Origin of the sequence: Bradyrhizobium sp. 1200_D9_N1_1, from assembly GCF_052075915.1 — a bacterium.
GTDB classification, from domain to species: domain Bacteria; phylum Pseudomonadota; class Alphaproteobacteria; order Rhizobiales; family Xanthobacteraceae; genus Bradyrhizobium; species Bradyrhizobium diazoefficiens.
In genome coordinates this window covers 8,495,999-8,517,893 of sequence record NZ_CP197226.1, presented here as the reverse complement: position 1 = coordinate 8,517,893, position 21,895 = coordinate 8,495,999, and the positions used below count along the sequence as shown (strand labels likewise).

Below are 21,895 nucleotides of genomic sequence, written 5' to 3'. Positions count from 1 at the left end.
CGGCGGCTACTCCCGTACCCGTTCCAGCTTCTGCAAGCACCGGGTTGCGCGCACGACGGCCGGCATCTCCTGGTCCGGGAAGCTTGTCGCCCAGTTGGTGACACCGACCTCACCGACGTAGATGTCGCCCTTCGAGTCCAGCGCGATGCCGTGGGGGGCCAGGAATTTGCCGCTGGCCACACCCGGACCTTCCTCGCCGCCGAGCCGCGCGATGCGATTTCCCTTGGCGTCCACGATCGACAGCCGCGGGCCGAGATTGGGCACATTGCGGTTGATATCGAGGCCGGGGCCCAGCTCGCCGATCACGAAGGTCGGGCTCCTGCCGCCGCAGCAGCACAGCGCGCAGGGCCGGTGCAGGTTGTTCCACTGCGTCTCGTATTTGCCCTCGCCATTGAACACCTGCACGCGATGGTTCTCGCGGTCGGCGACGTAGACCCAGCCATCGGAATCGGTGGCGATGTTGTGCACGATGTTGAACTGGCCGGGGTCGGTGCCGGGCTCGCCCCAGCTCTTGATCAGCTTGCCGTCCGGCGTGAACTTGTGCACGCGCGCATTGCCATAGCCGTCGGAGACATAGATCTCGCCTTTCGGCGACAATGCGGTGTGGGTGCAGCGGTGGAACGGCTCGCCGCTCATGAACGGTGCCGGCTTTGCGGGGATCCCGATCGTCAGCAGCACCTTGCCGTCGCTGGTGCATTTGCGCACGGTATGGTCGCCGTCGTCGGTGCAGTAGAGATTGTCGTCGGCATCGATGTGCAGGCCGTGCGCGCGCGAGAACAGGCCCTCGCCCCAACTGCGCAGGAAATTGCCCTCGCGATCCAGCACCACCATCGGATGGGCGCCGCGGTTGAAGACATAGACGCGGTCGAGGCTGTCGACCGCGACCGCGGCGACGTCGGTGAGCTGCCAGCCGTCCGGAAGTTTCGCGAAGTTTTCGACGACGCGGTAGCGGTGCTCGCCGGTGCCGAGAATGGCTGGCATTGGGTTTCTCCTCTTGTCATTCCGGGGCGCGCGTAGCGTGAACCCGGAATCCATCGGGCCGCATATCCCGGGGGTAGATGGATTCCGGGCTCGCGCTACGCGCGCCCCGGAATGACGTGTGTGTTACCTTGTATCCACCTCACGCCCCAAAATCCCTTCCTCGATGGCCTTGATCTGGAGCGCGAGATATTTCGAGTTGATCCGGCACTGGGCGAGGCTGCCGGCGATGAACCACAGGCCGGGCTGCTTCGTGCGCGCATACATGTTGCGCAGCTCGAAGCCTTCGCCAATCCCCAGACCGGGCCGACGCGATCGGCTACGCCATCGCCGAACAGCTTTCGCACCAGATATTCCTGCGGTTTGTAGCCGGTCGAGAGCACGATCAGGTCGGCCGGAATGGTCGTGCCGTCCTTCATCCGAACGCCCTCGGCGACGAAGCTTTCGATGTCGGAAAACTGCCTGAGCTTGATCGCCCCCTCGGCGATGAGGTTGGAGCAGCCGACGTTGAAATAATAACCGCCGCCGCGGGTGAGGTATTTGAACTGCCAGCCGGTGCCGGCCTCGCCGAAGTCGAGCTTGAAGCCGACGCGGGAGAGGCCGTCGAGCAGCTCCCTGTCGAGCTCCTTCGACTGCTCCGTCAGCATCACATGGGTCTTCTTCGCCAGCGGCGTCGGCATCGAGGTCGCGATCAGATCGTTGTCCTCGAGCGTGCCCTCATTGTAGGTCGCATAGGCCAACTGCGCCGACGGCTCGATATTGGTGACCAGCGTCGGCGAGCGCTGCACCAGGGTCACCTCGGCGCCGCTGGAATAAAGATCCTGCGCGATGTCGTGGCCGCTGTTGCCGGTGCCGATGACGATGGCGCGCTTGCCTGTCCAGTTTTCGCCGTCCTCGTAGCGGCTGGAATGCACCAGCGTGCCCCTGAAATTGTCGAGGGTCGGAATGTCTGGAACATTGGCGATGCCGCTGACGCCGGTCGCCATCACTACATGGCGCGGATGCATGGTGCGCTTGTCGCCGTCCGCGCGGCGCAGCGTGACGGTCCAGCGGCCTTTCGCCTCGTCGTAAGCGCCGTCCTCGAACTCGGTGCCGGTCCAGAAGTTCAGCTCCATCGCGTCGACGTAAGCTTCGAACCAGTTGGCGAGCTTGTCCTTGGGGATATAGACCGGCCAGTTCGCCGGGAACGGCATGTAGGGCAGGTGATTGACCTGCACCTGGTTGTGCAGCGTCAGCGCGTGATAGCGCTTGCGCCAATTGTCGCCGATCCGCGCCTCGCGATCGACGATCAAGGTATCGACCTTCAACTGCTTCAGCCGTGCCGCGATGGCGAGCCCGGCCTGGCCGCCGCCGACCACCAGCACGGCCGGGTCGCGATCGGCGTAGTCGCGCGACGTGTTGCGCTGGTCGAGCCAGTTCGGCCCGCGGAAATCGCGCGAATAGGCCTGGCCGCGCGGCCGTGACGTGCCGAGCTGTTCCTCGAAGCCTTTGAGCTCGTCGAGCGCGGTCAGCAGCGTCCACGCCTTCAACCGGTCGCCGTCGGTGCTATCAGGCACGAGCCGCAGGATGCCGCTGCCGCGGCCGAGCGCGGTCTCGAAATTGAAGATGGCTTCGATGTTGCTGGTGCCGGCGCGCGTCACCCAGCGCGGTGGCGCACGGTTCGGTGCGATCTCGAAATGGGTCGGCGCAGCCCTGGACGCGAGCGCGGCCAACGCCTGCGCGATTGCGCGGCGGCCGGCCAGCGTTTGCAAGTTCCAGCTCAGCGCCAGCACATCGCGCCAAAAGCTGTCGGGGAGGAAGAGGAGGTCCAGCGCGGCGGCGGGTTCCGGATTGCCTAGCGCGCCCGCGAATTCATCGAGCCAGGCCTGCGCGGCGACGGAAATATCCTTCGTCCTGTCCAGCATTCGCGACCTCGTGGCCGTCTTCGCGGCGTTTCCTCTGGAGCATGATCCGGAAAAGTGTGTAGCGGTTTTCCGAAGAGATCATGCTCCAATAATAATAGAGGTCGAACGCTATACTGGATCAGCCGATGTCAAAAGCGCTTTACCCGAGCAGCGAGAGCATATGGCCCTGCTCGGGCGGAATGCGCCCCTTCAACGTGCCGAGATAAATGCGCTGCACCGCCTCCGGCCCGCGGCTCTCGATCACACGCAGGCATTTCTCCAGCAGCGGCGCGAAGCCCGACCATGCCGCGCCAAAGCGCTGCTCGATGCCGCCAGGCCCCCAATCCTTCGCCCGCTTGCGAATATGGTCCGGCGCGAAGAACCAGCGCGGTTTTGCGCCGGGCAGGGCTCCTTCGTCGGCCTCGGTGGCGCGATGTGTCAAACCGACGCGCACCGAGCATTTCATCTGGTCACCAAAATGCCGGTGCAGTTCGGCGCGCAGGGCGCTGCTGCCGGCCATGTCGACGAAGGCGACCGGCGCATTCGATGGCAAGGACGTCACGCGGTCATAGGTGACGACCTCGTCGTAACATCCGAGCGACGTCACGAAGCCGGTATTACCGGCTGAGGTCAGGCCGATCACCTTGCGGCCGCGTGTGTGCAACAGATGCGCAAGGCCGAACGCGGTCTTGCTCGAGGCGCTCGACAGCAGCACGGTCCGCGCGCCAAAATCATCGTTCTCGGCGAGGAAGTCGTCGACCAGGAACGACAGCATGAACAGCGGTCGCAGCAGCGCCTGGTAGTCGCCCTGCCGGCCTGCGTAGGCGGGGTCGCCGGTGACGCGGGAGTAGAGATTGTAGACCGGCGCCACGCCTTGCCGATGCGCAGCCCCGTCGCGCAAGCCGCGCTTGCTGACGTCCGTGGCTTCGATGACGAGATGTGTCGCCATCGGAAAATAGCCGAACAACTGCTCGCCGGCTGCGACGCCGGGATGTTTCGAGGCGATCACCTCGCCAAAACCCCACACCGGAATGTTGCCGAAGCCCTGCGGCGCCGGAAAGATCTGCCAGTATTTCAGCTCGTCGCCCATCACGGCATAGGTGATGTTGTTGGCGGTGAGCGCGAAGCGCTCGACCTTCACCAGCAGCGCATCCTGCGGCAGCGCGGCTGCATCCGGAATGGCGGTCTCGATCAGCTTGCACTGCTCGAGATCGTTGCGCGCAACGACGAAGTCGGTCGAGGTCATGGCGAAGGTCCCGGCTTTTTTCGTGCCGGCATCTTCTCTTTCACCTGTGAGGGCTTTGCAACAGCAACATTGTTTAAAACGGCGTTCGCCTCGCCCGCGAGCACGCCCTCGCGTTTCTTCACCGCGCGGTAATAGCTCCACCACAGATGCGCCGCCGCGCCGCGCAGCGGACGCCAGGGTTCGGCGAGCGGCACCATCTGCTTCTCCGTCGGCCGTGCCTGAAGGCCGAGGCCGATCTTGATGCCCTCCTGCACCGCGAGGTCGCCGGCCGGCCAGGCATCGCCATGGCCGAGGCAAAACAGGAGATAGACGTCCGCGGTCCACGGTCCGATGCCGGGCAGCGAGATCAGCGTGTGATGCGCGGCGTCGGCATCTTCCTCGGCGAGCACGTCGAGGTTCAGCCGCTCCGCCGTGATCTCGCGCGCAAGATGTTTCAGCGTCTTGATCTTGGCGGCGGACAGGCCAAGCCGTCCCAGCCGGTCGGTGCGCGCGCGGCCCACCGCCTCATGATCGAACGGATCTAATGCGGCCGACAGCCGTCCCCAGATCGCCGCGGCGCTGGCGGTCGAGAGCTGCTGCCCGCAGACGATATGCGCGAGCCCGGGGAAGCCCGGTTCGCGTCGCCGCAAGGCCGGCATGCCCGCAGCCGCAAGCACGGGCTTGAGCCGAGGATCGCGCTTCACCAGCGCGTGGACGGCCTCTTCGAGATCGGACTGGGTTTCGAGGTGGATGGTCATTGTGGCCTAACTCGTCATGCGCGGGCTTGCCGTCTCTGCTAAAGCTGCGCTGGCCCAATACCGAAAAGCCCGTTGATGCCTTCGGCGTAGGCGGGACCCGCGCATCCATCTCCCATCGTAACAGAGTCATGGAAGATGGATGGCCGGGTCAAGCCCGGCCATCACGAGATCCTGTCATATGTCGCCACCCGTTTTCCGATTTGCTCCGAGCCCGAACGGCTTCCTGCATCTCGGCCACGCCTATTCGGCGTTGCTCAACTTCGACCGCGCGCGGGAGGCCGGCGGGCGGCTGTTGCTGCGGATCGAGGACATCGATGCGACGCGCTGCCGGCCTGAGTTCGAGGCGGCGATCTACGAGGATCTCGCCTGGCTCGGCATTGCCTGGGAAACACCGGTGCGCCGGCAGTCGGAGCATCTTTCCGATTACCGCGCCGCGCTGGAAAAGCTCTCTGCGCTCGGCCTCGTCTATCCCGCCTTCGAAAGCCGCGCCGAGATCGCAAGACTTGTGGCCGCGCGCGAGGCCGATGGGCCGTGGCCGCGCGATCCCGACGGCGCGCCGCTGTATCCCGGAGACGCCAAGTCGCTGTCCGCCGGCGAGCAGGCGCGGTTGATCGCATCCGGCGCGCCCTATGCGCTCCGGCTCGACATGGCGGCCGCCTGCTGGCGCGTTGCCAGTCTGGCCTGGAATGAACTCGGCGAGGGGCCGGACGGCGAGAGGGGCGTCGTTCCCGCGCGGCCGGAGGCCTGGGGAGACGTGATCCTGGCTCGCAAGGAGACGCCGACCAGCTACCATTTGTCCGTGGTCGTCGACGACGGCCTCCAGGGGATCAGCGAGGTGGTGCGCGGCCAGGACCTGTTTCACGCCACCTCCGTCCACCGCCTGCTGCAAACCCTGCTTGGCCTGCCGGAACCCGCCTACCGCCACCACGCCCTGATTCGGGATGAAGCCGGGCGGAAGCTGTCGAAATCGAGCCGCTCGACCGGCTTGCGGGAGTTACGCGACGCCGGTGCATCGCCCGTCGGCATCCGCGCTCTGGTGGGATTAGGTGAAGTTTCTCTGGGGTTTAGCCAAACACCGCCGTGACTCCAGGGGTTCCGCCGTGCCATGCTCGACTGACGGCCCGGGGGTTCGAAGGGGATACTTCGAAGGGGAATTATGGCGGCGAAAACGCGCCCAGCGCGCACTACGCGGACGTCCAGGCGATTGCCTCGGAAGCGGTCCGGGGCGGCCGGAAAGGTGCGCAAGCGCACCACCAAAGTGGTCGCGCCGGACGTGGTCCAGGCGGCGCTTGCCGCCTTTGCCCATGAGGTCCGCACGCCCCTGACCGGCATTCTCGCGATCAGCGACCTGCTCGCGACCTCGGATCTCGGGGAGCGGGAGCGGCGCTGGGCTGACACCATCAAGGCCGGTGCCGAGCATCTGGCGAGCCTCGCCACCCTGTTCGTGGACGCCGCCCGAACCGGGAAGGGTGGCGGCGCGCTGCGGCAGGATCTGTTCGACCTGCGGGCGCTGGCCCGCAGCGCCGGCGATTCGCTCGCCGGGCGCGCCGCGGCCAAGGGCCTCCAGGCCCAGGTCGAGCTCTCCGAAAAGCTGCCAGGGCTGGTGGTCGGCGATCCCGTCCGCCTGCGCGCTGCACTCGAGAACCTCATCGACAATGCGGTGAAGTTCACCGACCAGGGCGGCGTGGCGCTCGTGGTCGCGCCTTGGCGTCCAACCAAAGGCAAGAAAAACGACAAGATGAAGGGCAGGGTCGGCGTCGCCTTCGCGGTGTCCGACAGCGGCATCGGCCTGACCATGGCCGAGATCAAGCGGCTGTTCCGCCCGTTCACCCAGGCCAATGTCACCATCGCCTCGCGCTTCGGCGGCGCGGGCTTGGGGCTATCCTCGGTGAAGCAGCTGGCGCGCGGGATGGGTGGCGACATCTCGGTCGCACCGCGGCGCGGCGGCGGCGCCACCTTCACATTGACCGTGTCGCTGGACGCGGCGGGACCGGCCAGGTCCCGCAAGGCGAAGGGCGAAGCCGAGGCCGATGCGGCGGCCGCGCTGCGCGTGCTCAGCGTCGAGGACAATCCGTTCGGTCGCGTCGTGCTCAACACCATTTTGACCGAGCTCGGCCATCATGCCGAGTTCATCGGGCGCGGCGAGGACGCGGTGAACCGGCTGGCACAGGGGGCTTTCGACGCGGTGCTGATGGACATGGTGCTGCCGGGCATCGACGGCGTCGAGGCCATCCGGCGGATCCGCACCATGCCGGCGCCGCTCGCTCAAATACCCATCATCGGCGTCTCCGGGCGCGGCGAGGACGAGGCGGCCTCGCGCGAGGCGGGCGCCGACGCCTTCCTGGTCAAGCCCGTGTCTCCGCGTGCTTTAGCGACTGCGCTGCTTGAAGCGACACGCCGTGAGGTAGCCGCGACTTGATGATCGCGGCGTTGAGCTCGCCGCCGTAGACGAAGATCGCGGCGATGAAATACAGAAACACCAGCGCGATGATCACCGAGGCCAGCCCCGCATACATCGTCACGTAATTGTTGGCGAAGCGCGCCAGATATTGCCCGAACACGATGCCCGAGATCAGCGACGCCACCATGGTGAAGACGATGCCGGGCAGGATCTGGAGGAAGCTGCGCCGCCCCGCCGGCACCCACGCATGCAGGATGATCAGCGCCACCACCAGCGCGCCGATGGTGATGCCGTAGCGCAGCCAGGTGAGGATGCTCTCGTTGGACTCGACGAACAGCGGGATGTGGCGTCGCGTCGCCTCGATGATGAGTGGGCCGAGCACGATCAGGAACGCCATGGCAAGCGCGGTGAAGGCCGCAACCAGCGTATAGCCGATCGATTCCAGCCGCAGCCAATACCAGCGCCGCATCTCCACCACCGCATAGGCGCGGTTGAGCGCGACGCGGAGCGCCTCGACTCCGTTCGAGGCGAAATAGACCGACAGCGCCGCGCCGATGGTCAGCACGCCGGTGCGGGTCGTGGTCAGCACGTCGTGGATCTCGCCGGAAAGGCTGTCGGCGACCTGCTTGGGCCAGACCTCGAGCATCAGGCTGGCGGCCTGGTCGGCGAGCTCCTTGGAACCGAAGAAGCCGGCGAGCGAGGTCAGCACGATCAGGAACGGGAACAGCGCCATCAATGTCGACAGCGCGATGTGGCTCGCGATCGCCCAGCCGTCGTCGGCCAGGAACGTGTAGAACGCATCCATCACGACGACGTAGATGTAGCGGATGGCTTTCACGGCTTGCCCCGGCGCATACCATCTCCCCGCTTGCCGGGAGAGGCAAAGAAGACAGGCGACCTATGCAGATCAGAAATCATCCAGCTAGCTTCTGATATTATTGGCTTAAAAGCCAGATCGGCGACCAACCCAGTCGTCATTCTGGGGCGATGTGACGGGACCGCGCAAAGCGCGACCCAGAGCATCGAGCCCGGAATCCATTTCGCCGCGCGTGACGCTGCTTGATGGATTCCGGGCTCGCGCCACCGGGCCGCGTTGCCGACCCGTTGGCGCGCCCCGGAATGACGGGTGGGGGGAGATAGCGGACCGGCGCGCACGGTGTTATCTACCCCCGATGGCATCTATCCTGAGTACTTTCATTCTGCCGGCGGCGGCCGGTGCCGTGGCGTTGGTGCTGCTGCTCGGTCTCGTCAACATGATGCGCGGCGGCTCGCCCAACACCTCGCAGAAGCTGATGCGCTGGCGCGTGCTCCTTCAGTTCGTGGCGATTGTCATTGCCATGATCGCGGTCTGGGCGATGGGGCGTTGAACATGGTTGTGCTGAATCGCATCTATACGAAGACTGGTGACGACGGCACGACAGCGCTCGGCTCGGGCGAACGCCGTCCGAAGTATGATTTGCGCATCGAGGCCTATGGCACGGTGGACGAGACCAATGCCGCGATCGGCGTCGTGCGTCTCCATACCCATGATGCGCCCGAGTTCGATGCGATGCTCGGCCGCATCCAGAACGACCTGTTCGATCTCGGCGCCGACCTCGCCGTGCCCGAGCGTGAGGGCAAGGTGGAACGGCTGCGGGTGGTGGCAAGCCAGGTCGAGCGGCTCGAGCACGACATCGACGCGCTCAACGACAAGCTCGCGCCGCTCACTTCCTTCGTGCTGCCGGGGGGAACGCCCGCTGCCGCCTACCTCCATGTCGCACGCACGATATGCCGCAGGGCGGAACGCGTGATGGTGGAACTGGCGGCCCAGCCGGGCGAGCCGGTCGGCGCTGCTGGTATCCAGTATATGAATCGCCTGTCGGACTTCCTGTTCGTGGCCAGCCGCGCCGCCAACCATAACGGCGCCGGCGACGTGCTCTGGGTTCCAGGCCAGAACCGCTGACCCATTGGGGCGGCGCATTTCTAAGGTCTAAAATTTGGCCCCTTCGCGCGTTGACCGGGCCGGGTCAGGCCTTTAGGTTCCGCGCCAGTTGATACCCCCCTCCCAAATTGAGTGAAAGAGGATCGATGAAGGTCTTAGTGCCGGTAAAGCGGGTGGTCGATTACAACGTCAAGGTCCGCGTCAAGGGCGATGGATCGGGCGTTGAACTCGCCAACGTCAAGATGTCGATGAACCCGTTCGACGAAATCGCGGTCGAGGAAGCGCTGCGCCTGAAGGAAGGTGGCAAGGCCACCGAGGTCGTGGTGGTTTCCATTGGACCGGCGCAGGCGTCGGAGACGATCCGCACCGGTCTTGCCATGGGCGCCGATCGCGGCATCCTGGTGAAGGCCGAGGGCACCGTCGAGCCGCTCGCCGTCGCCAAGATCCTGAAGAAGGTCGCTGAGGAAGAGCAGCCGGGCCTGATCATCCTCGGCAAGCAGGCGATCGACGACGACAGCAACCAGACCGGCCAGATGCTGGCCGCGCTGCTCGGCTGGTCGCAGGCGACGTTCGCCTCGAAGCTCGAGGTCGAAGGAAGCGACTTCAAGGTCACTCGTGAAGTCGACGGGGGCTTGCAGACCGTGAAGCTGAAGGGACCGGCGATCGTGACCACCGACCTGCGTCTCAACGAGCCGCGCTACGCCTCGCTGCCCAACATCATGAAGGCGAAGAAGAAGCCGATCGCGGAGAAGACCGTCGCCGATTACGGCGTTGACGTCACCGCGCGCCTCGAGGTTCTCAAGACGACCGAGCCGGCGGGCCGCAAGGCCGGCGTCAAGGTCAAGGACGTCGCCGAGCTGGTGTCGAAACTCAAGAACGAAGCCGGGGTGCTCTGATGACGACGCTTCTGATTGCCGAACACGACAACGCGTCGTTGAAGGATGCGACCAACAAGGCCCTGACCGCGGCCGCCGCGCTCGGCGCGGACGTCGAGGTCCTGGTGGCCGGCGAGGGTGCCAAGGCCGCGGCGGATGCCGCCGCCAAGCTCGCGGGCGTGAAGAAGGTGCTGCTCGCCGATGGCGCGCTTTACGCGCACGATCTTGCCGAGCCGCTGGCCGCGCTGATCGTCTCGCTGGCCCCGTCCTATGACGCGATCGTCGCGCCCGCGACCTCGCGCTTCAAGAACGTGATGCCGCGCGTCGCAGCCCTGCTCGACGTCATGCAGGTCTCGGAGATCATCAAGGTGGTCGCCCCCGATACCTACGAGCGTCCGATCTATGCCGGCAACGCCATCCAGACGGTGAAGTCGAAGGACGCCAAGAAGGTCATCACGGTGCGGACCTCCACCTTCGCCGCAGCGGGCGAGGGCGGCAGTGCGCCGGTCGAGAGCGTTCAGGCGGCGGCTGATCCGGGCCTGTCGTCCTTCGTTGGCGAGGAGGTCGCCAAGAGCGACCGTCCCGAGCTGACCTCGGCGAAGATCATCGTCTCCGGTGGCCGTGCCATGCAGAGCCGCGAGAATTTCGCCAAATACATCGAGCCCCTCGCCGACAAGCTCGGCGCCGGCGTCGGTGCCTCGCGCGCGGCGGTGGACGCCGGCTATGCGCCGAACGACTGGCAGGTTGGCCAGACCGGCAAGGTCGTGGCCCCCGAGCTCTATGTCGCGGTGGGCATTTCCGGCGCGATCCAGCATCTGGCCGGCATGAAGGACTCCAAGGTGATCGTGGCGATCAACAAGGACGAGGACGCGCCGATCTTCCAGGTCGCCGATTACGGCCTGGTCGCCGACCTCTACCAGGCGGTTCCGGAGCTGACAGCCGAACTCGGCAAGCTCGGCAAGTAAAAGCCGTTCAAAACACCGGCCGGAGGTATACACTCCGGCCGGTGTTTCATTTTTGAGGCGTTTTCTTTGGCGTGGGGCACGCCGGGGGAGCGATCCAATCTAGGTTTCGAGCCAAGGTTCTGATTAAATCAAGGCTCTGATCAATCAGACCTCCCGGCTTGGGGGATAGGCAGGCGCGATATGCGCGCCGTTCCGGTGGATGACATTATGGCGGCAGTGATCAAGAAGGTCGGCGTGATCGGCGCGGGGCAGATGGGCAATGGCATCGCGCATGTTGCGGCGCTGGCTGGCTTCGACGTGGTGCTCAACGACGTTTCGGCCGATCGCCTCAAGTCGGGCATGGCCACCATCAACGGCAATCTGGCCCGCCAGGTCTCCAAGAAGGTCGTCACCGAGGAGGCCAAGACCAAGGCGCTGTCGCGCATCGTGGCCGCCGAGAAGCTCGACGATCTCGCCGACTGCGATCTCGTGATCGAGACTGCGGTCGAGAAGGAGGAGGTCAAGCGCAAGATCTTCCACGAGCTCTGCGCCGTGTTGAAGCCCGAGGCGATCGTCGCCTCGGATACGTCCTCGATCTCGATCACGCGCCTTGCCGCCGCCACCGACCGGCCCGAGCGCTTCATCGGCATCCACTTCATGAATCCGGTGCCGCTGATGGAGCTGGTGGAGCTGATCCGCGGCATCGCCACCGACGATGCGACCTTCGAGGCATCCAAGGAATTCGTCGCCAAGCTCGGCAAGCAAGTCGCGGTCTCCGAGGATTTCCCGGCCTTCATCGTCAACCGCATCCTGCTGCCGATGATCAACGAGGCGATCTACACGCTGTACGAAGGTGTCGGCAACGTCGAGGCGATCGACGCGGCGATGAAGCTCGGGGCGCACCATCCGATGGGTCCGCTCGAGCTTGCCGATTTCATCGGCCTCGATACCTGCCTGTCGATCATGCAGGTGCTGCACGAGGGCCTCGCCGACTCCAAGTACCGTCCGTGCCCGCTCCTGGTGAAATACGTCGAGGCCGGCTGGCTCGGCCGCAAGACCCAGCGCGGCTTCTACGATTATCGCGGCGCCAAGCCGGTTCCGACGCGCTGACGTCGTAGGGTGGGAAAAGGCGCAAAGCGCCGTGCCCACCGTGTCTCCGCAACTAGGATGCTGATTGGTGGGCACGCTTTGCTTTGCCCGCCCTACGGCTCCGTGACAATTCATGTCGCGTTAACCCCTCGCGCCTAGGTTACGGCCGGTACGAGGGTTCGCGTAATGGACATGATGGCAATGGTCAGCACCATGCTGGCCGCTCAGCAAGGCGCGTTGCAGTCGAATATCGCGGCGACGCTGACCAAGCAGAACATGGATATGGAGAAATCCACCATCCTGACGCTGATGGGCGCCGGTCAGCCCTCGCTCGCCAACGTCGGCCCCGGCGTCGGCGGCAATCTCAACGTTACGGCCTGAAACTCTTAAAGCGCCGCGGCGGCCTTGCCCGTCGCAGCCCGGATCAGCTTGAGCGCGTCCTCGCTCGCCCATTCCGCCGGTCCCGCGATCGTCGCGATCTCGCAGCCCTGCGGGTCGACCAGCACCGAGGTCGGCATGCCGAGCGCCCGGCCTATGGCCTTAAGATCCTGGAAAACCTTGGCTTTCTGATCGTTGAAATAGCCGAGCCGGGTCAAATTGGCCTCTTTCAGGAAGGTCTTGGGCTTCTCGGGGTCGCGGGTGTCGATATTGATCGCGACCACCTCGAAATTCGGGCCCGAAAGCTTGCCCTGGAGCTCGTCCAGCGCCGGCATTTCCTTCCGACAGGGCACGCACCAGGTGGCCCAGAGGTTCACCAGCAGCGTCTTGCCGCGGAAATCGGACAGCTTTTTCGGCTTGCCGTCGGCGTCCTCGAAAGCGAGGTCGGGCAGCTTCAGGGGCGCGCTCGCCATGGTCAGCGCCGCCACCTCGCCATGGGCGAGCGGGGCGATTTTTTGCGCCGTAGCCACTGCCGCCCGGCAGGCCGGATCGCCGGTAGGCGCCCGGCTCAGGCCCAGCCCGTACAGCGCAGCGAAGCCGGCCAGTCCGCCGACCGCCACGGTGGCGATGACGAGGGGGATCCGGCGCGTGGCGGAGGGCTTCGTGTCGAGCATATCGTTTGTCATCCGGTCGCAGATATGGCTATCAGGGGCCTCTTAATACGGCTGGCGGCGGCCAGCAAACGTGACCAGCGACAAGCAAGGCGTGAGCAGGGGATCATGAGCAACAAGATGTGGGGCGGCCGGTTCTCGGAACGTCCCGATGAGATCATGGAAGAGATCAACGTCTCCATCGACGTCGATCGTCACCTCTATGCCCAGGACATTGCCGCGTCCAAGGCCCACGCCGCGATGCTTGCCACGCAGGGCATCATCACGGCCTCTGATGCGAAAAATATCGGCAAGGGTCTAGACACGATTTTGTCAGAGATCGGCAAGGGCGGCTTCACGTTCAAGCGCGCGCTCGAGGACATTCACATGAATGTCGAGAGCCGCCTGTCCGAGCTGATCGGCCCCGCCGCCGGCCGGCTGCACACCGCGCGCTCGCGCAACGACCAGGTCGCCACCGACTTCCGTCTCTATGTCCGCGACGTCATCGACGAGACCGATGCCGCGCTCGCCGCGTTCCAGCAGGCGCTGGTCGCGCGCGCGCTGGAGCATGCCGGCACCGTGATGCCCGGCTTCACGCATCTGCAGACCGCGCAGCCCGTGACCTTCGGCCATCATTTGCTCGCCTATGTCGAGATGGCCGCGCGCGACCGCGGCCGTTTCCAGGACGCCCGCAAGCGGCTCAACGAATCGCCGCTCGGCGCCGCCGCGCTTGCCGGCACCTCGTTCCCGATCGACCGCCACGCGACCGCAAAGGCGCTTCTGTTCGACCGGCCGATGGCGAACTCGCTCGACGCGGTCTCCGACCGCGACTTCGTGCTGGAGACGCTGTCGGCGGCTTCCATCTGCGCCGTGCACATGTCGCGCTTTGCCGAGGAGATCGTGATCTGGACCTCGCCGCTGGTCGGCCTCATCCGCCTCAGCGACAAGTTCACCACCGGCTCCTCGATCATGCCGCAGAAGCGCAACCCGGATGCCGCCGAGCTCGTACGCGCCAAGACCGGCCGCGTCATCGGTGCGCTCAACGGTCTCCTGATCGTGATGAAGGGCCTGCCGCTCGCCTACCAAAAGGACATGCAGGAGGACAAGCAGGGCGCGATGGAGGGCTTTGCCGCGCTGTCGCTCGCCATCCGCGCCATGACCGGCATGGTCCGCGACCTCGCGCCCGATGAGGCCAAGATGAAGGCCGCCGCCGGCGAGGGCTATGCCACCGCGACGGATCTGGCCGACTGGCTGGTGCGGACGCTGAAGATGCCGTTCCGCGAGGCGCACCACGTCACCGGCCGCATCGTGGCCAAGGCCGCCGAGGGCGGCGTGGCGCTGCACGAGCTGCCGCTGAAGGAGATGCAGGCGATCGAGCCCAGGATCACCAAGGACGTGCTCGGCGTGCTCTCGGTCGAATCGTCGGTGAAGAGCCGGACCAGCTTCGGCGGTACCGCGCCGAAGAACGTGGCGTCGCAGGCAAAGAGCTGGGCGAAGCGGCTGGAAAAAGAGCGAAAATTGGGCTGAGGGGCAAAATTTCGCTTATGTTTCATGGTCATCCGGCTCTCGCCAGAGCGCGCCAATCTCTGTATGGTGCGCCCCGCGTAGTGGGGAATTCGTCGTGACGTCAAAGTTTCGCCCGGCCGGCTCGGGGTGGGCCATCATTGTCTTGAGCCTGACGGCGCTCGCGCTTGCCGGCTGCGGCCGCAAAGGTCCCCTCGACCTGCCGCCGACCGCCTCCGGCGCGTCCACGGCCAACGTCGCAGCTCCAACCGACACCGAGACCGCAGCCCAAAAGACGCCGAGCCTGTTCAACCCCAGCTCCGCCGCCGACGCCGCCCCCGCGGCGTCCAAGGGCAAGAAGAAACCGTTTATTCTCGACCCGCTCCTGGACGACCAACCCAGCAAATAGGCTGGGGCAACTGAGCCAACGCCATGAACCATTTCGACTACCGCAACGGCGTGCTGCACGCCGAGGCGGTGAACCTGTCCGAGCTGGCCGCAACCGTCGGCACGCCGTTCTATTGCTATTCGACCGCGACGCTGGAGCGGCATTACCGCGTCTTCGCCGATGCTTTCGCCGGCGAGAAGGTGCTGGTCTGCTACGCCATGAAGGCGAACTCCAACCAGTCGGTGCTGCGTACGCTCGCCAGGCTTGGCGCCGGCGCCGACGTGGTCTCCGGCGGTGAATTGAAGCGTGCTCTGGCCGCGGGTATCCCCGCACGCAAGATCCTGTTCTCCGGCGTCGGCAAGACGGAAGACGAGCTGCGCGCTGCGCTCGCCGCCGACATCCTCTGCCTCAACGTCGAATCCGAGCCGGAGCTCGAGCTGTTGTCGCGCCTTGCGACCGAGATGGGCAAGACCGCGCGGATTTCCGTGCGCGTCAATCCCGATGTCGACGCCGGCACGCATGCCAAGATCTCCACCGGCAAGTCCGAGAACAAGTTCGGCATCCCGATCGCGCATGCCCGCGAGGTCTATGCGCGCGCGGCGAAGCTGCCCGGGATCCAGGTGACCGGCACCGACGTGCATATCGGCAGCCAGATCACCGATCTGTCGAAGATGGAGACGGCGTTTCGCATCCTCTCCGAATTCGTGCAGACGCTGCGTGCCGACGGCCACGACATCTCGCATGTCGATTTCGGCGGCGGCCTCGGCATTCCCTATTACATGGATCGCGAGGCGCCGCCGGCGCCCGATGCCTATGCCGCCATGGTCAAGCGCGTCAGCCATAATCTCGGCTGCACGCTGATGTTCGAGCCGGGCCGCATGATCGTCGGCAATGCCGGCATCCTGGTTGCCAAGGTGATCTATGTGAAGCACGGCGACGGCAAGAATTTCGTCATCATCGACGCTGCGATGAACGATCTGATCCGCCCGACGCTGTATGAGGCCCATCACGATATCCTGCCGGTAACGCAGCCGGCCCGGGACGCGGCCACGATGGTGGCCGATGTCGTCGGGCCGGTCTGCGAGACCGGCGACTATCTCGCGCTCGACCGCACGCTGCCGACGCCGAAGGCGGGCGATCTCCTCGCCATCATGACCGCCGGCGCCTATGGCGCGGTGCAGGCCGGCACCTACAACACGCGGCCGCTGGTGCCCGAGGTGCTGGTGAAGGACGACCAATACGCCGTGGTTCGCCCGCGCATCGATGTCGAGCAACTGATCGCGATGGACACGCCGGCGCCGTGGCTGTGAGGCGTGTCGTGATCTCATCGTGAGACGCGACGTAACCTCGACAATTTCGGTGTCGTCCTGGCGAAAGCCAGGACCCATTACCCCAGGGAGTACTTTGGCGGGAGGCTGGTAACCACGAGTCTTCGCCAAACCTCGCCCTGTGGTAATGGGTCCTGGATCAGCGCTTGCTACGCTCGCTTGTCCAGGACTACCTGGAAAGGGGATGCGCGAGAAAACTACTTCCCCGCCAAACCGCCCGTCTTTCCCCCAACCACAACCCCCGCCTTCTTCTCGATCGGCTTGATCGCCGCGGTGAAATCGGAATCGGCGCCTTCCGCGCTGATCACGGTCTCCCACAGGCGCCCCACGGCGTCCGCGACCTCCATCGACAGGCCGAGCTGCTTCATTTCCTCCAGCGCGAGGCGCACGTCCTTCACCATCAGCCCCGTGGCGAAGCCGAAATCGAACGTGCGCGGCAGCACCGAGCGCGGAAACTTGTCGCGGCTCGCAGTATTCATGCCCGAGCCGGCATTGATGACGTCGATCATCACGGCGGGATCGAGCCCGGCCTTCACACCCATGACGACCGCCTCCGACGTCGCCACGATCGCGGTGGCCGAGAGGAAATTGTTGGCGAGCTTCATGGTCTGCGCGGCACCCGGCTTCTCGCCGATGAAGAACACTTTTCCGATCACATCGAGCGCCGGCTTGAGCAGCTCGAACTCCGCCTTCGGCCCCGACACCATTACCGCCAGCGTGCCCTTCTCGGCGCCGCCGACGCCGCCGGAGACGGGGCAGTCGATCTGTACGATGTCGCGCTTGGCGAGCAGGCCGTGAATCTTCGAAGCCATCGTCGAGCCGACGGTGGACAGATCGATGAAGCGCTTGACGCGGCTCCCCTCGATCACGCCGTTCGTCCCCGTTGCAACTTCGAGCGAAGCCTGCAGCGAGGGCAGGCTCGCCATCACGGTCTCGACCTGATCGGCAACGTCCTTTGGCGACGTCGCCGGCGTCGCACCGCGCGCCACGAGCTTGTCCACGACCTCCTTGCGCGTGTCGAACACGACGAGCCGGTTGCCAGCCTCGATCAGGCGCCGCGCCATCGGAAAACCCATGTTTCCGAGGCCGATGAATCCGATGTCCATGGTGTTCCTTGTGTTGATTATTCGTTGTTGTCGTGAAAATCCGCGCTCTATCCCCGGTGTCGTCCCGGACAAGCGCGCCTCAAGCGCGCGCAGATCCGGGACCCATAGCCCCAGGAGCAGTCGCAGCGCGAAAGCGGTCACTCCGAGTCCCGCTAACCACATCCGCCTGTGGGTATGGGTCCCGGATCGGCGCTACGCTCCGCTTCGCTTGTCCGGGACGACAGTGGCGAGAGCCTGCCCCCTCACGCCTTCCCATCAATCTCCGCGAACACCTCGCGCGCGATGCGAAAGCTGTCGACTGCGGCCGGCATGCCGCCGTAGATCGCGACCTGCATCAGGATCTCGCGGATCTCGTCGCGGGTGACGCCGTTGGTGAGCGCGCCCTTCAGATGCGCACGGAATTCGTGCTGGCGGTTGAGGATCGCGATCATCGCGATGTTGAGCATGCTGCGGGTCTTGCGCGGCAGCTCCTCGCGGCCCCACACCGTGCCCCAGCAATATTCGTTGAGCATCTCCTGGAACGGACGGTTGAAGTCGTCGACGTTCTTCAGGGCGTTGTTGACATAGGCTTCCCCCAGCACCGCTTTGCGGACTTCCAGGCCCTTGTCGTGCATCTTCTTGTCCATGGCGTTTCCTTCGTTTCCCTTTGCATGTCCCTTGGATGGCGGCGCGGAAATTACGGGGTTGCGGCGGGCCAGTCACGTCCTCGTGTTATGCGGGAAAAGGGGTGTCTCCCGTACAGGAACGGATGCCTCAGTGCTGCCGTTGTGATACGCTCTTCTCCACCGGGCAACCTGGAGAGCTTATTGAACGGCGTCACCCCTGACCCGTCAGACCCGATCCGCGATGGCGACGCTCTGTCGCGGTTGAAGCTGGCGCAGGCCCTCGATCGGGCGAGATATGCCATCGCGTGGGAGCGTGCCTGGCCGAATCTGGCGCGGCTTCTGACCGTCGTCGGCCTGTTCCTGGCGCTGTCCTGGGCCGGTCTCTGGCTGGCGCTGCCGTTCCTTGCCCGCGCCATCGGTCTCGTCGTTTTCGCCGGCATCGCGATTGCCGCCCTGTTCCCGCTGGTTCGCTTCCGCTGGCCGAGCCGCGAGGAGGCTTTGGGCCGGCTCGATCGCGGCTCCGGCATCCGTCACCGCCCGGCCACCACGCTCACGGACACGCTGACCTCGCAGGACCCGGTTGCGAAGGCGCTGTGGCAGGCGCAGCGTGAGCGCACGCTGGCCTCGCTCAAGCGCATCCGCGCCGGTCTGCCGCACCCGCGGCTCGCTCTGCACGATCCCTGGGCGCTGCGTGCGCTGGTCATGGTGATGCTGGTTGCGACCTTCTTCGCCGCCGGCGACGAGCGTGCGATGCGGCTAGGGGCGGCCTTCGACTGGAACGGCGTGCTGGCGCCGACCAATGTTCGCGTCGATGCCTGGGTCACGCCGCCGCTCTACACCGGCAAGCCGCCTGTGATCCTGTCGGCCGCCAACAGGGAGGCCGCGGCGCTGCCCGCCAGCGGTCCGCTCGCCGTTCCCGCCGGCTCGACCCTGATCGTGCGTTCCTCCGGCGGCAGCCTGGATGTCGCCGTCTCCGGCGGCCTCAAGGAGGTCGCCCCCACTGAAGCCACGCCCAAGGGCACCAACGAGAAGCATTTCGCCATCACCGGCGATGGCACCGCGCATGTCCGCGCGCCCTCCGGCCAGCCGCAATGGGCGTTTGCGGCAACGCCGGACCGCGCGCCGACGATTGCGCTGGCCAAGGATCCGGAGCGCCAGGCGCGCGGCGCGCTTCAGCTCTCCTACAAGATCGAGGACGATTACGGCGTCACCGGCGCCGAGGCGCACATTGGCCTGCGCGCCGCCGACGCCAAGGACGGCGCGAAGGAAGCCACCAAGGACGCCGATACCAAGGCGGCCGCACGGCCGCTGTTCCAGCCGCCGCAATTCCCGCTGGTGCTGCCGAATGCGCGCACCCGCAACGGCGTCGGCCAGACGGTGAAGGACCTCAGCGAGGACCCCTATGCCGGCGCCGACGTCACGCTGACCCTCACCGCCAAGGACGAGGCCGGCAACGAGGCTAGAAGCGAACCCTTCAACATGCGCCTGCCCGAGCGGCTGTTCACGAACTCGCTCGCGCGCGCACTGATCGAGCAGCGCCGCATCCTCGCGCTCGACGCCAACAAGAATTCCGACGTCTATGCCGCGCTCGACGCGCTGATGATCGCGCCCGAATTGTTCACCCCGGATGCCGGCTGCTATCTCGGTCTCCGCAGCCTCGCGCTCCAGCTCGAGGCGGCCCGCACCGACGACGCGATGCGCGACGTCGTGGCGAGCATGTGGGCGTTCGCGGTCACCATCGAGGACGACGGTGTCGCCGGCAGCGTCAACGCGGCGCTGCGCTCGGCGCAGGACGCGCTCAAGCGGGCGCTGGAGCGCGGTGCCGGCGAGGACGAGATCAGGGTGCTGACGCAAAAGCTCCGCGAGGCCATGGCCGGCAAGGTGCGCGACCTCGCCCGGCGCGCCGAGCAAAATCCGCTGGGACCCCGGCAGCCGTTCCCCGCGGAGGTCCAGCTCATCCTCGACAAGGCCGTCGAGCTGCGACAGAAGACCCAGCACGCGACGCCCGAGCAGCTCGAGGAGCTGGCGCAGCAGCAGGACGCATTGCGTCAGCAGCTTCAGGCCTATCGCAAGTCGGCGAGCAACCGGGCCAAGGCGGGGGACGACGGGGCCAATCAGTTTACGCGGGACCGGAAATGCGGAAGCTAGCGCGCGTGCCAGTCTTGAGGGCGATCTCGATCGCCTGCCTCGCCTTCCTGTTGGGAGGCCTTCCGTCCGTCGCTGCCCAGCAGGATCAGGATCCCGATGCGCTGCTCGATGGCGCGGAAAAGGCGATGCAGGATGCCGGCGATAACCTCCGACAGAAGGAATCCGGGCGCAGCCTGAACAATCAATCCGATGCCATTCAGAAGCTCGAGGAGTACAAGCGCGCGACGGAAAGGAACCAATCCTCCAATCGCGATCGCTCCGTCATCACGCAGCGGGATCTGGAAGATCTCCTGAAGCAGATCGAGAAGGCGGCGCGCGAAGGCAATCGCGAGGCGGCGCAGCGCATGCTCGAGCAGCTGGCGCAGATCATGGAAAATCTCCAGATGGCGCAGCCCGGGCAATCCGGCGACAGCGACATGGAGCAGGCGCTCAACGAGCTCAGCGACATGATCCGCAAGCAGCAGCAATTGCGCGACAAGACCTACAAGCAGGGCCAGGACTCCCGGCGTGACCGCTCGCGCGGCAAGCAGCAGGGCGATCAGTCGATGTCGGACCTCCAGCAGGACCAGCAGGCGCTGCGCGACCGGCTGAAGAAGCTGCAGGACGAGCTCGCCAAGCGCGGCCTCACGCAGAAGGGACAAAAGGGCCAGAAGGGGCAGAAGGGCCAGCAGGGCGATCAGGGACAGCCCGGTCAGGATGGCGATCAGGACGGTGACGATGACGACGGCAGCCTGGACACCGCCGACGGTGCCATGGGCGATGCGGGCTCAAAGCTCGGCGAGGGCAATGCAGACGGCGCCGTGGACTCGCAGGGCAAGGCTCTCGACGCCTTGCGCAAGGGTGCGCAGAAGATGGCCGAGGCGATGCAGCAGGGGGATGGCGAGGGGCAGGGCGATGGTCCGGGCAACCGGGCCGGCCGCCAGCAGAGCGGCGGCAATCAGACCGATCCGCTCGGTCGCCCGCTTCACGGCCGTGAGTTCGGCGACGACTACACGGTCAAGATCCCCGGCGAGATCGACGCCCAGCGCGTCCGCCGCATCCTCGAAGAGCTCCGCCGCCGCTTAGGGGATACCTCGCGTCCGCAGATCGAGCTCGATTATATCGAGCGGCTGCTGAAGGATTTTTGAGGCGAGAACCCGGTTATCTCCCCAATGTCGTCCTGGCGAAAGCCAGAACCCATTACCCCAGGGAGTGGTTTGGCGAAGACTCGTCGTCCGGTACGGCTATCGATTCCTAAAAGATAGGCCTCGCGGTATGGGTCCTGGCCTTCGCCAGGACGACACCGTGTATGAGGGACGAGGATCGCGTAACAGCAGTGCTACAAGTGCGGCGCGCGCTACCTCTTCTTCGCCGCCAGCGCGTCCGCCACCGCCGTGCGGATGTCGGCGACCGAGAACGGTTTTGTCACGACGTCATGCACCAGCGCGTTGAGGTTCGAGGCGCGCTCGCGCTGGTCGGCAAATCCCGTCATCAGCAAAATCGTCAGGTCGGGGAAATCGCGCGCGGCGGAGAGCGCCAGCGCGATGCCGTCCATGACCGGCATCTGGATGTCGGTGAGCAGCAAATCGAATGCGCCGTCCTCGCGGGTCAGGATCTCAAGCGCCTCGGCGCCGTCCTGCGCGGTCACGGTCTCGTGCCCGTCCATGGCGATGGCGCGCGCCACCAGCTGGCGCATCGAATCCTCGTCGTCGGCGATCAAGATTTTTGGCATGGGA

At 65.6% G+C, this 21,895-nt stretch carries 21 protein-coding genes and 1 pseudogene; 13 read left to right on the top strand and 9 right to left on the bottom strand.

Annotated features, from left to right (window positions below; translation table 11 throughout):
- Positions 1-6 precede the first annotated feature (6 nt).
- The 4 genes and pseudogenes from AB5K84_RS40225 to AB5K84_RS40210 all read right to left on the bottom strand — a co-directional run bounded on the left by AB5K84_RS40225 (position 7) and on the right by AB5K84_RS40210 (position 4,844).
- On the bottom strand, positions 7-981 hold the full coding sequence (locus AB5K84_RS40225) for a peptidyl-alpha-hydroxyglycine alpha-amidating lyase family protein (RefSeq protein WP_038965351.1): 975 nt from the start codon (positions 979-981) through the stop codon (positions 7-9).
- 123 nt (positions 982-1,104) lie between these two features.
- Positions 1,105-2,882 (bottom strand): annotated as a pseudogene (locus tag AB5K84_RS40220) (flavin-containing monooxygenase).
- Between the two features lie 139 nt (positions 2,883-3,021).
- Positions 3,022-4,107: a DUF2855 family protein gene (locus AB5K84_RS40215; protein WP_011084188.1), complete on the bottom strand. Its 1,086-nt coding sequence runs from the start codon at positions 4,105-4,107 to the stop codon at positions 3,022-3,024.
- Positions 4,104-4,844, bottom strand: coding sequence for a DNA-3-methyladenine glycosylase family protein (locus AB5K84_RS40210; protein ID WP_011084189.1), 741 nt, complete (start codon positions 4,842-4,844; stop codon positions 4,104-4,106). The genes AB5K84_RS40215 and AB5K84_RS40210 overlap by 4 nt, the downstream gene beginning before the upstream one ends.
- A 178-nt stretch (positions 4,845-5,022) precedes the next feature.
- On the opposite strand from AB5K84_RS40210, the gene gluQRS reads away from it, so the two are divergent.
- Both gluQRS and AB5K84_RS40200 read left to right on the top strand, forming a co-directional pair.
- The gene (gluQRS, locus tag AB5K84_RS40205) at positions 5,023-5,928 is read left to right on the top strand and encodes a tRNA glutamyl-Q(34) synthetase GluQRS (RefSeq protein WP_011084190.1); all 906 of its coding nucleotides are present in this window, start codon (positions 5,023-5,025) and stop codon (positions 5,926-5,928) included.
- Between the two features lie 72 nt (positions 5,929-6,000).
- Positions 6,001-7,263 (top strand): ATP-binding protein, encoded by a 1,263-nt coding sequence (locus AB5K84_RS40200; RefSeq protein WP_011084191.1) that lies wholly within the window; start codon positions 6,001-6,003, stop codon positions 7,261-7,263.
- Here AB5K84_RS40200 and AB5K84_RS40195 read toward each other — a convergent pair.
- Positions 7,190-8,083 (bottom strand): YihY/virulence factor BrkB family protein, encoded by an 894-nt coding sequence (locus AB5K84_RS40195; protein WP_011084192.1) that lies wholly within the window; start codon positions 8,081-8,083, stop codon positions 7,190-7,192. The genes AB5K84_RS40200 and AB5K84_RS40195 overlap by 74 nt on opposite strands.
- 334 nt (positions 8,084-8,417) lie before the next feature.
- Between AB5K84_RS40195 and AB5K84_RS40190 the strand changes: the two genes are divergently transcribed.
- The 6 genes from AB5K84_RS40190 (at position 8,418) to AB5K84_RS40165 (ending at position 12,455) form a co-directional block, all read left to right on the top strand.
- The gene (locus AB5K84_RS40190) at positions 8,418-8,612 is read left to right on the top strand and encodes a twin transmembrane helix small protein (protein WP_027544319.1); all 195 of its coding nucleotides are present in this window, start codon (positions 8,418-8,420) and stop codon (positions 8,610-8,612) included.
- Positions 8,613-8,614: 2 nt separating this feature from the next.
- Entirely contained in the window at positions 8,615-9,187 is a 573-nt protein-coding gene (locus AB5K84_RS40185; protein ID WP_011084194.1) for a cob(I)yrinic acid a,c-diamide adenosyltransferase, read from the top strand.
- A gap of 125 nt (positions 9,188-9,312) precedes the next feature.
- A complete protein-coding gene (locus tag AB5K84_RS40180) occupies positions 9,313-10,062 on the top strand; it encodes an electron transfer flavoprotein subunit beta/FixA family protein (RefSeq protein ID WP_011084195.1) in 750 nt (249 codons plus the stop codon).
- Positions 10,062-11,006: an electron transfer flavoprotein subunit alpha/FixB family protein gene (locus tag AB5K84_RS40175; protein WP_011084196.1), complete on the top strand. Its 945-nt coding sequence runs from the start codon at positions 10,062-10,064 to the stop codon at positions 11,004-11,006. Before AB5K84_RS40180 ends, AB5K84_RS40175 begins: the two co-directional genes overlap by 1 nt.
- A gap of 207 nt (positions 11,007-11,213) precedes the next feature.
- Positions 11,214-12,095, top strand: coding sequence for a 3-hydroxybutyryl-CoA dehydrogenase (locus AB5K84_RS40170; RefSeq protein ID WP_011084197.1), 882 nt, complete (start codon positions 11,214-11,216; stop codon positions 12,093-12,095).
- Between the two features lie 165 nt (positions 12,096-12,260).
- Positions 12,261-12,455 carry a hypothetical protein gene (locus tag AB5K84_RS40165; RefSeq protein ID WP_038965352.1) on the top strand — a complete coding sequence of 65 codons (195 nt, stop codon included), beginning with the start codon at positions 12,261-12,263 and terminating at the stop codon, positions 12,453-12,455.
- A gap of 5 nt (positions 12,456-12,460) precedes the next feature.
- On the opposite strand, the gene tlpA is transcribed toward AB5K84_RS40165, so the two are convergent.
- A complete protein-coding gene (gene tlpA / locus AB5K84_RS40160; RefSeq protein ID WP_011084198.1) occupies positions 12,461-13,126 on the bottom strand; it encodes a thiol:disulfide interchange protein TlpA in 666 nt (221 codons plus the stop codon).
- Between the two features lie 105 nt (positions 13,127-13,231).
- On the opposite strand from tlpA, the gene argH reads away from it, so the two are divergent.
- The 3 genes from argH (at position 13,232) to lysA (ending at position 16,303) form a co-directional block, all read left to right on the top strand.
- Entirely contained in the window at positions 13,232-14,629 is a 1,398-nt protein-coding gene (argH, locus tag AB5K84_RS40155; RefSeq protein WP_038965353.1) for an argininosuccinate lyase, read from the top strand.
- 94 nt (positions 14,630-14,723) lie between these two features.
- On the top strand, positions 14,724-15,014 hold the full coding sequence (gene lptM / locus AB5K84_RS40150; RefSeq protein ID WP_011084200.1) for an LPS translocon maturation chaperone LptM: 291 nt from the start codon (positions 14,724-14,726) through the stop codon (positions 15,012-15,014).
- Positions 15,015-15,037: 23 nt separating this feature from the next.
- Positions 15,038-16,303, top strand: a complete 1,266-nt coding sequence (lysA, locus tag AB5K84_RS40145) for a diaminopimelate decarboxylase (RefSeq protein ID WP_011084201.1) — start codon at positions 15,038-15,040, stop codon at positions 16,301-16,303.
- Positions 16,304-16,518: 215 nt separating this feature from the next.
- Here lysA and AB5K84_RS40140 read toward each other — a convergent pair whose 3' ends face one another.
- Both AB5K84_RS40140 and AB5K84_RS40135 read right to left on the bottom strand, forming a co-directional pair.
- Positions 16,519-17,427, bottom strand: a complete 909-nt coding sequence (locus AB5K84_RS40140) for an NAD(P)-dependent oxidoreductase (RefSeq protein ID WP_028173543.1) — start codon at positions 17,425-17,427, stop codon at positions 16,519-16,521.
- Positions 17,428-17,669: 242 nt separating this feature from the next.
- On the bottom strand, positions 17,670-18,053 hold the full coding sequence (locus tag AB5K84_RS40135; protein ID WP_008567285.1) for a carboxymuconolactone decarboxylase family protein: 384 nt from the start codon (positions 18,051-18,053) through the stop codon (positions 17,670-17,672).
- 180 nt (positions 18,054-18,233) lie between these two features.
- On the opposite strand from AB5K84_RS40135, the gene AB5K84_RS40130 reads away from it, so the two are divergent.
- Positions 18,234-20,180 (top strand): TIGR02302 family protein, encoded by a 1,947-nt coding sequence (locus AB5K84_RS40130; RefSeq protein ID WP_028173542.1) that lies wholly within the window; start codon positions 18,234-18,236, stop codon positions 20,178-20,180.
- Entirely contained in the window at positions 20,168-21,307 is a 1,140-nt protein-coding gene (locus AB5K84_RS40125) for a DUF4175 family protein (RefSeq protein ID WP_011084204.1), read from the top strand. The genes AB5K84_RS40130 and AB5K84_RS40125 overlap by 13 nt, the downstream gene beginning before the upstream one ends.
- A 209-nt stretch (positions 21,308-21,516) precedes the next feature.
- On the opposite strand, the gene AB5K84_RS40120 is transcribed toward AB5K84_RS40125, so the two are convergent.
- The gene (locus tag AB5K84_RS40120; protein WP_011084205.1) at positions 21,517-21,891 is read right to left on the bottom strand and encodes a response regulator; all 375 of its coding nucleotides are present in this window, start codon (positions 21,889-21,891) and stop codon (positions 21,517-21,519) included.
- Between the last annotated feature and the right edge of the window lie 4 nt (positions 21,892-21,895).

What these genes read in the sequence shown, in the direction of transcription:
- gluQRS (WP_011084190.1), top strand. Translation starts at nt 5,023, where the DNA reads ATGTCGCCACCCGTTTTCCGATTTGCTCCGAGCCCGAACGGCTTCCTG.
- lysA (WP_011084201.1), top strand. Translation starts at nt 15,038, where the DNA reads ATGAACCATTTCGACTACCGCAACGGCGTGCTGCACGCCGAGGCGGTG.
- AB5K84_RS40215 (WP_011084188.1), bottom strand. Translation starts at nt 4,107, where the DNA reads ATGACCTCGACCGACTTCGTCGTTGCGCGCAACGATCTCGAGCAGTGC.
- AB5K84_RS40200 (WP_011084191.1), top strand. Translation starts at nt 6,001, where the DNA reads ATGGCGGCGAAAACGCGCCCAGCGCGCACTACGCGGACGTCCAGGCGA.
- AB5K84_RS40180 (WP_011084195.1), top strand. Translation starts at nt 9,313, where the DNA reads ATGAAGGTCTTAGTGCCGGTAAAGCGGGTGGTCGATTACAACGTCAAG.
- AB5K84_RS40185 (WP_011084194.1), top strand. Translation starts at nt 8,615, where the DNA reads ATGGTTGTGCTGAATCGCATCTATACGAAGACTGGTGACGACGGCACG.
- tlpA (WP_011084198.1), bottom strand. Translation starts at nt 13,126, where the DNA reads ATGCTCGACACGAAGCCCTCCGCCACGCGCCGGATCCCCCTCGTCATC.
- AB5K84_RS40190 (WP_027544319.1), top strand. Translation starts at nt 8,418, where the DNA reads ATGGCATCTATCCTGAGTACTTTCATTCTGCCGGCGGCGGCCGGTGCC.
- AB5K84_RS40120 (WP_011084205.1), bottom strand. Translation starts at nt 21,891, where the DNA reads ATGCCAAAAATCTTGATCGCCGACGACGAGGATTCGATGCGCCAGCTG.
- AB5K84_RS40125 (WP_011084204.1), top strand. Translation starts at nt 20,168, where the DNA reads ATGCGGAAGCTAGCGCGCGTGCCAGTCTTGAGGGCGATCTCGATCGCC.
- AB5K84_RS40170 (WP_011084197.1), top strand. Translation starts at nt 11,214, where the DNA reads ATGGCGGCAGTGATCAAGAAGGTCGGCGTGATCGGCGCGGGGCAGATG.
- AB5K84_RS40165 (WP_038965352.1), top strand. Translation starts at nt 12,261, where the DNA reads ATGGACATGATGGCAATGGTCAGCACCATGCTGGCCGCTCAGCAAGGC.
- argH (WP_038965353.1), top strand. Translation starts at nt 13,232, where the DNA reads ATGAGCAACAAGATGTGGGGCGGCCGGTTCTCGGAACGTCCCGATGAG.
- AB5K84_RS40135 (WP_008567285.1), bottom strand. Translation starts at nt 18,053, where the DNA reads ATGGACAAGAAGATGCACGACAAGGGCCTGGAAGTCCGCAAAGCGGTG.
- AB5K84_RS40140 (WP_028173543.1), bottom strand. Translation starts at nt 17,427, where the DNA reads ATGGACATCGGATTCATCGGCCTCGGAAACATGGGTTTTCCGATGGCG.
- AB5K84_RS40210 (WP_011084189.1), bottom strand. Translation starts at nt 4,844, where the DNA reads ATGACCATCCACCTCGAAACCCAGTCCGATCTCGAAGAGGCCGTCCAC.
- AB5K84_RS40175 (WP_011084196.1), top strand. Translation starts at nt 10,062, where the DNA reads ATGACGACGCTTCTGATTGCCGAACACGACAACGCGTCGTTGAAGGAT.
- AB5K84_RS40225 (WP_038965351.1), bottom strand. Translation starts at nt 981, where the DNA reads ATGCCAGCCATTCTCGGCACCGGCGAGCACCGCTACCGCGTCGTCGAA.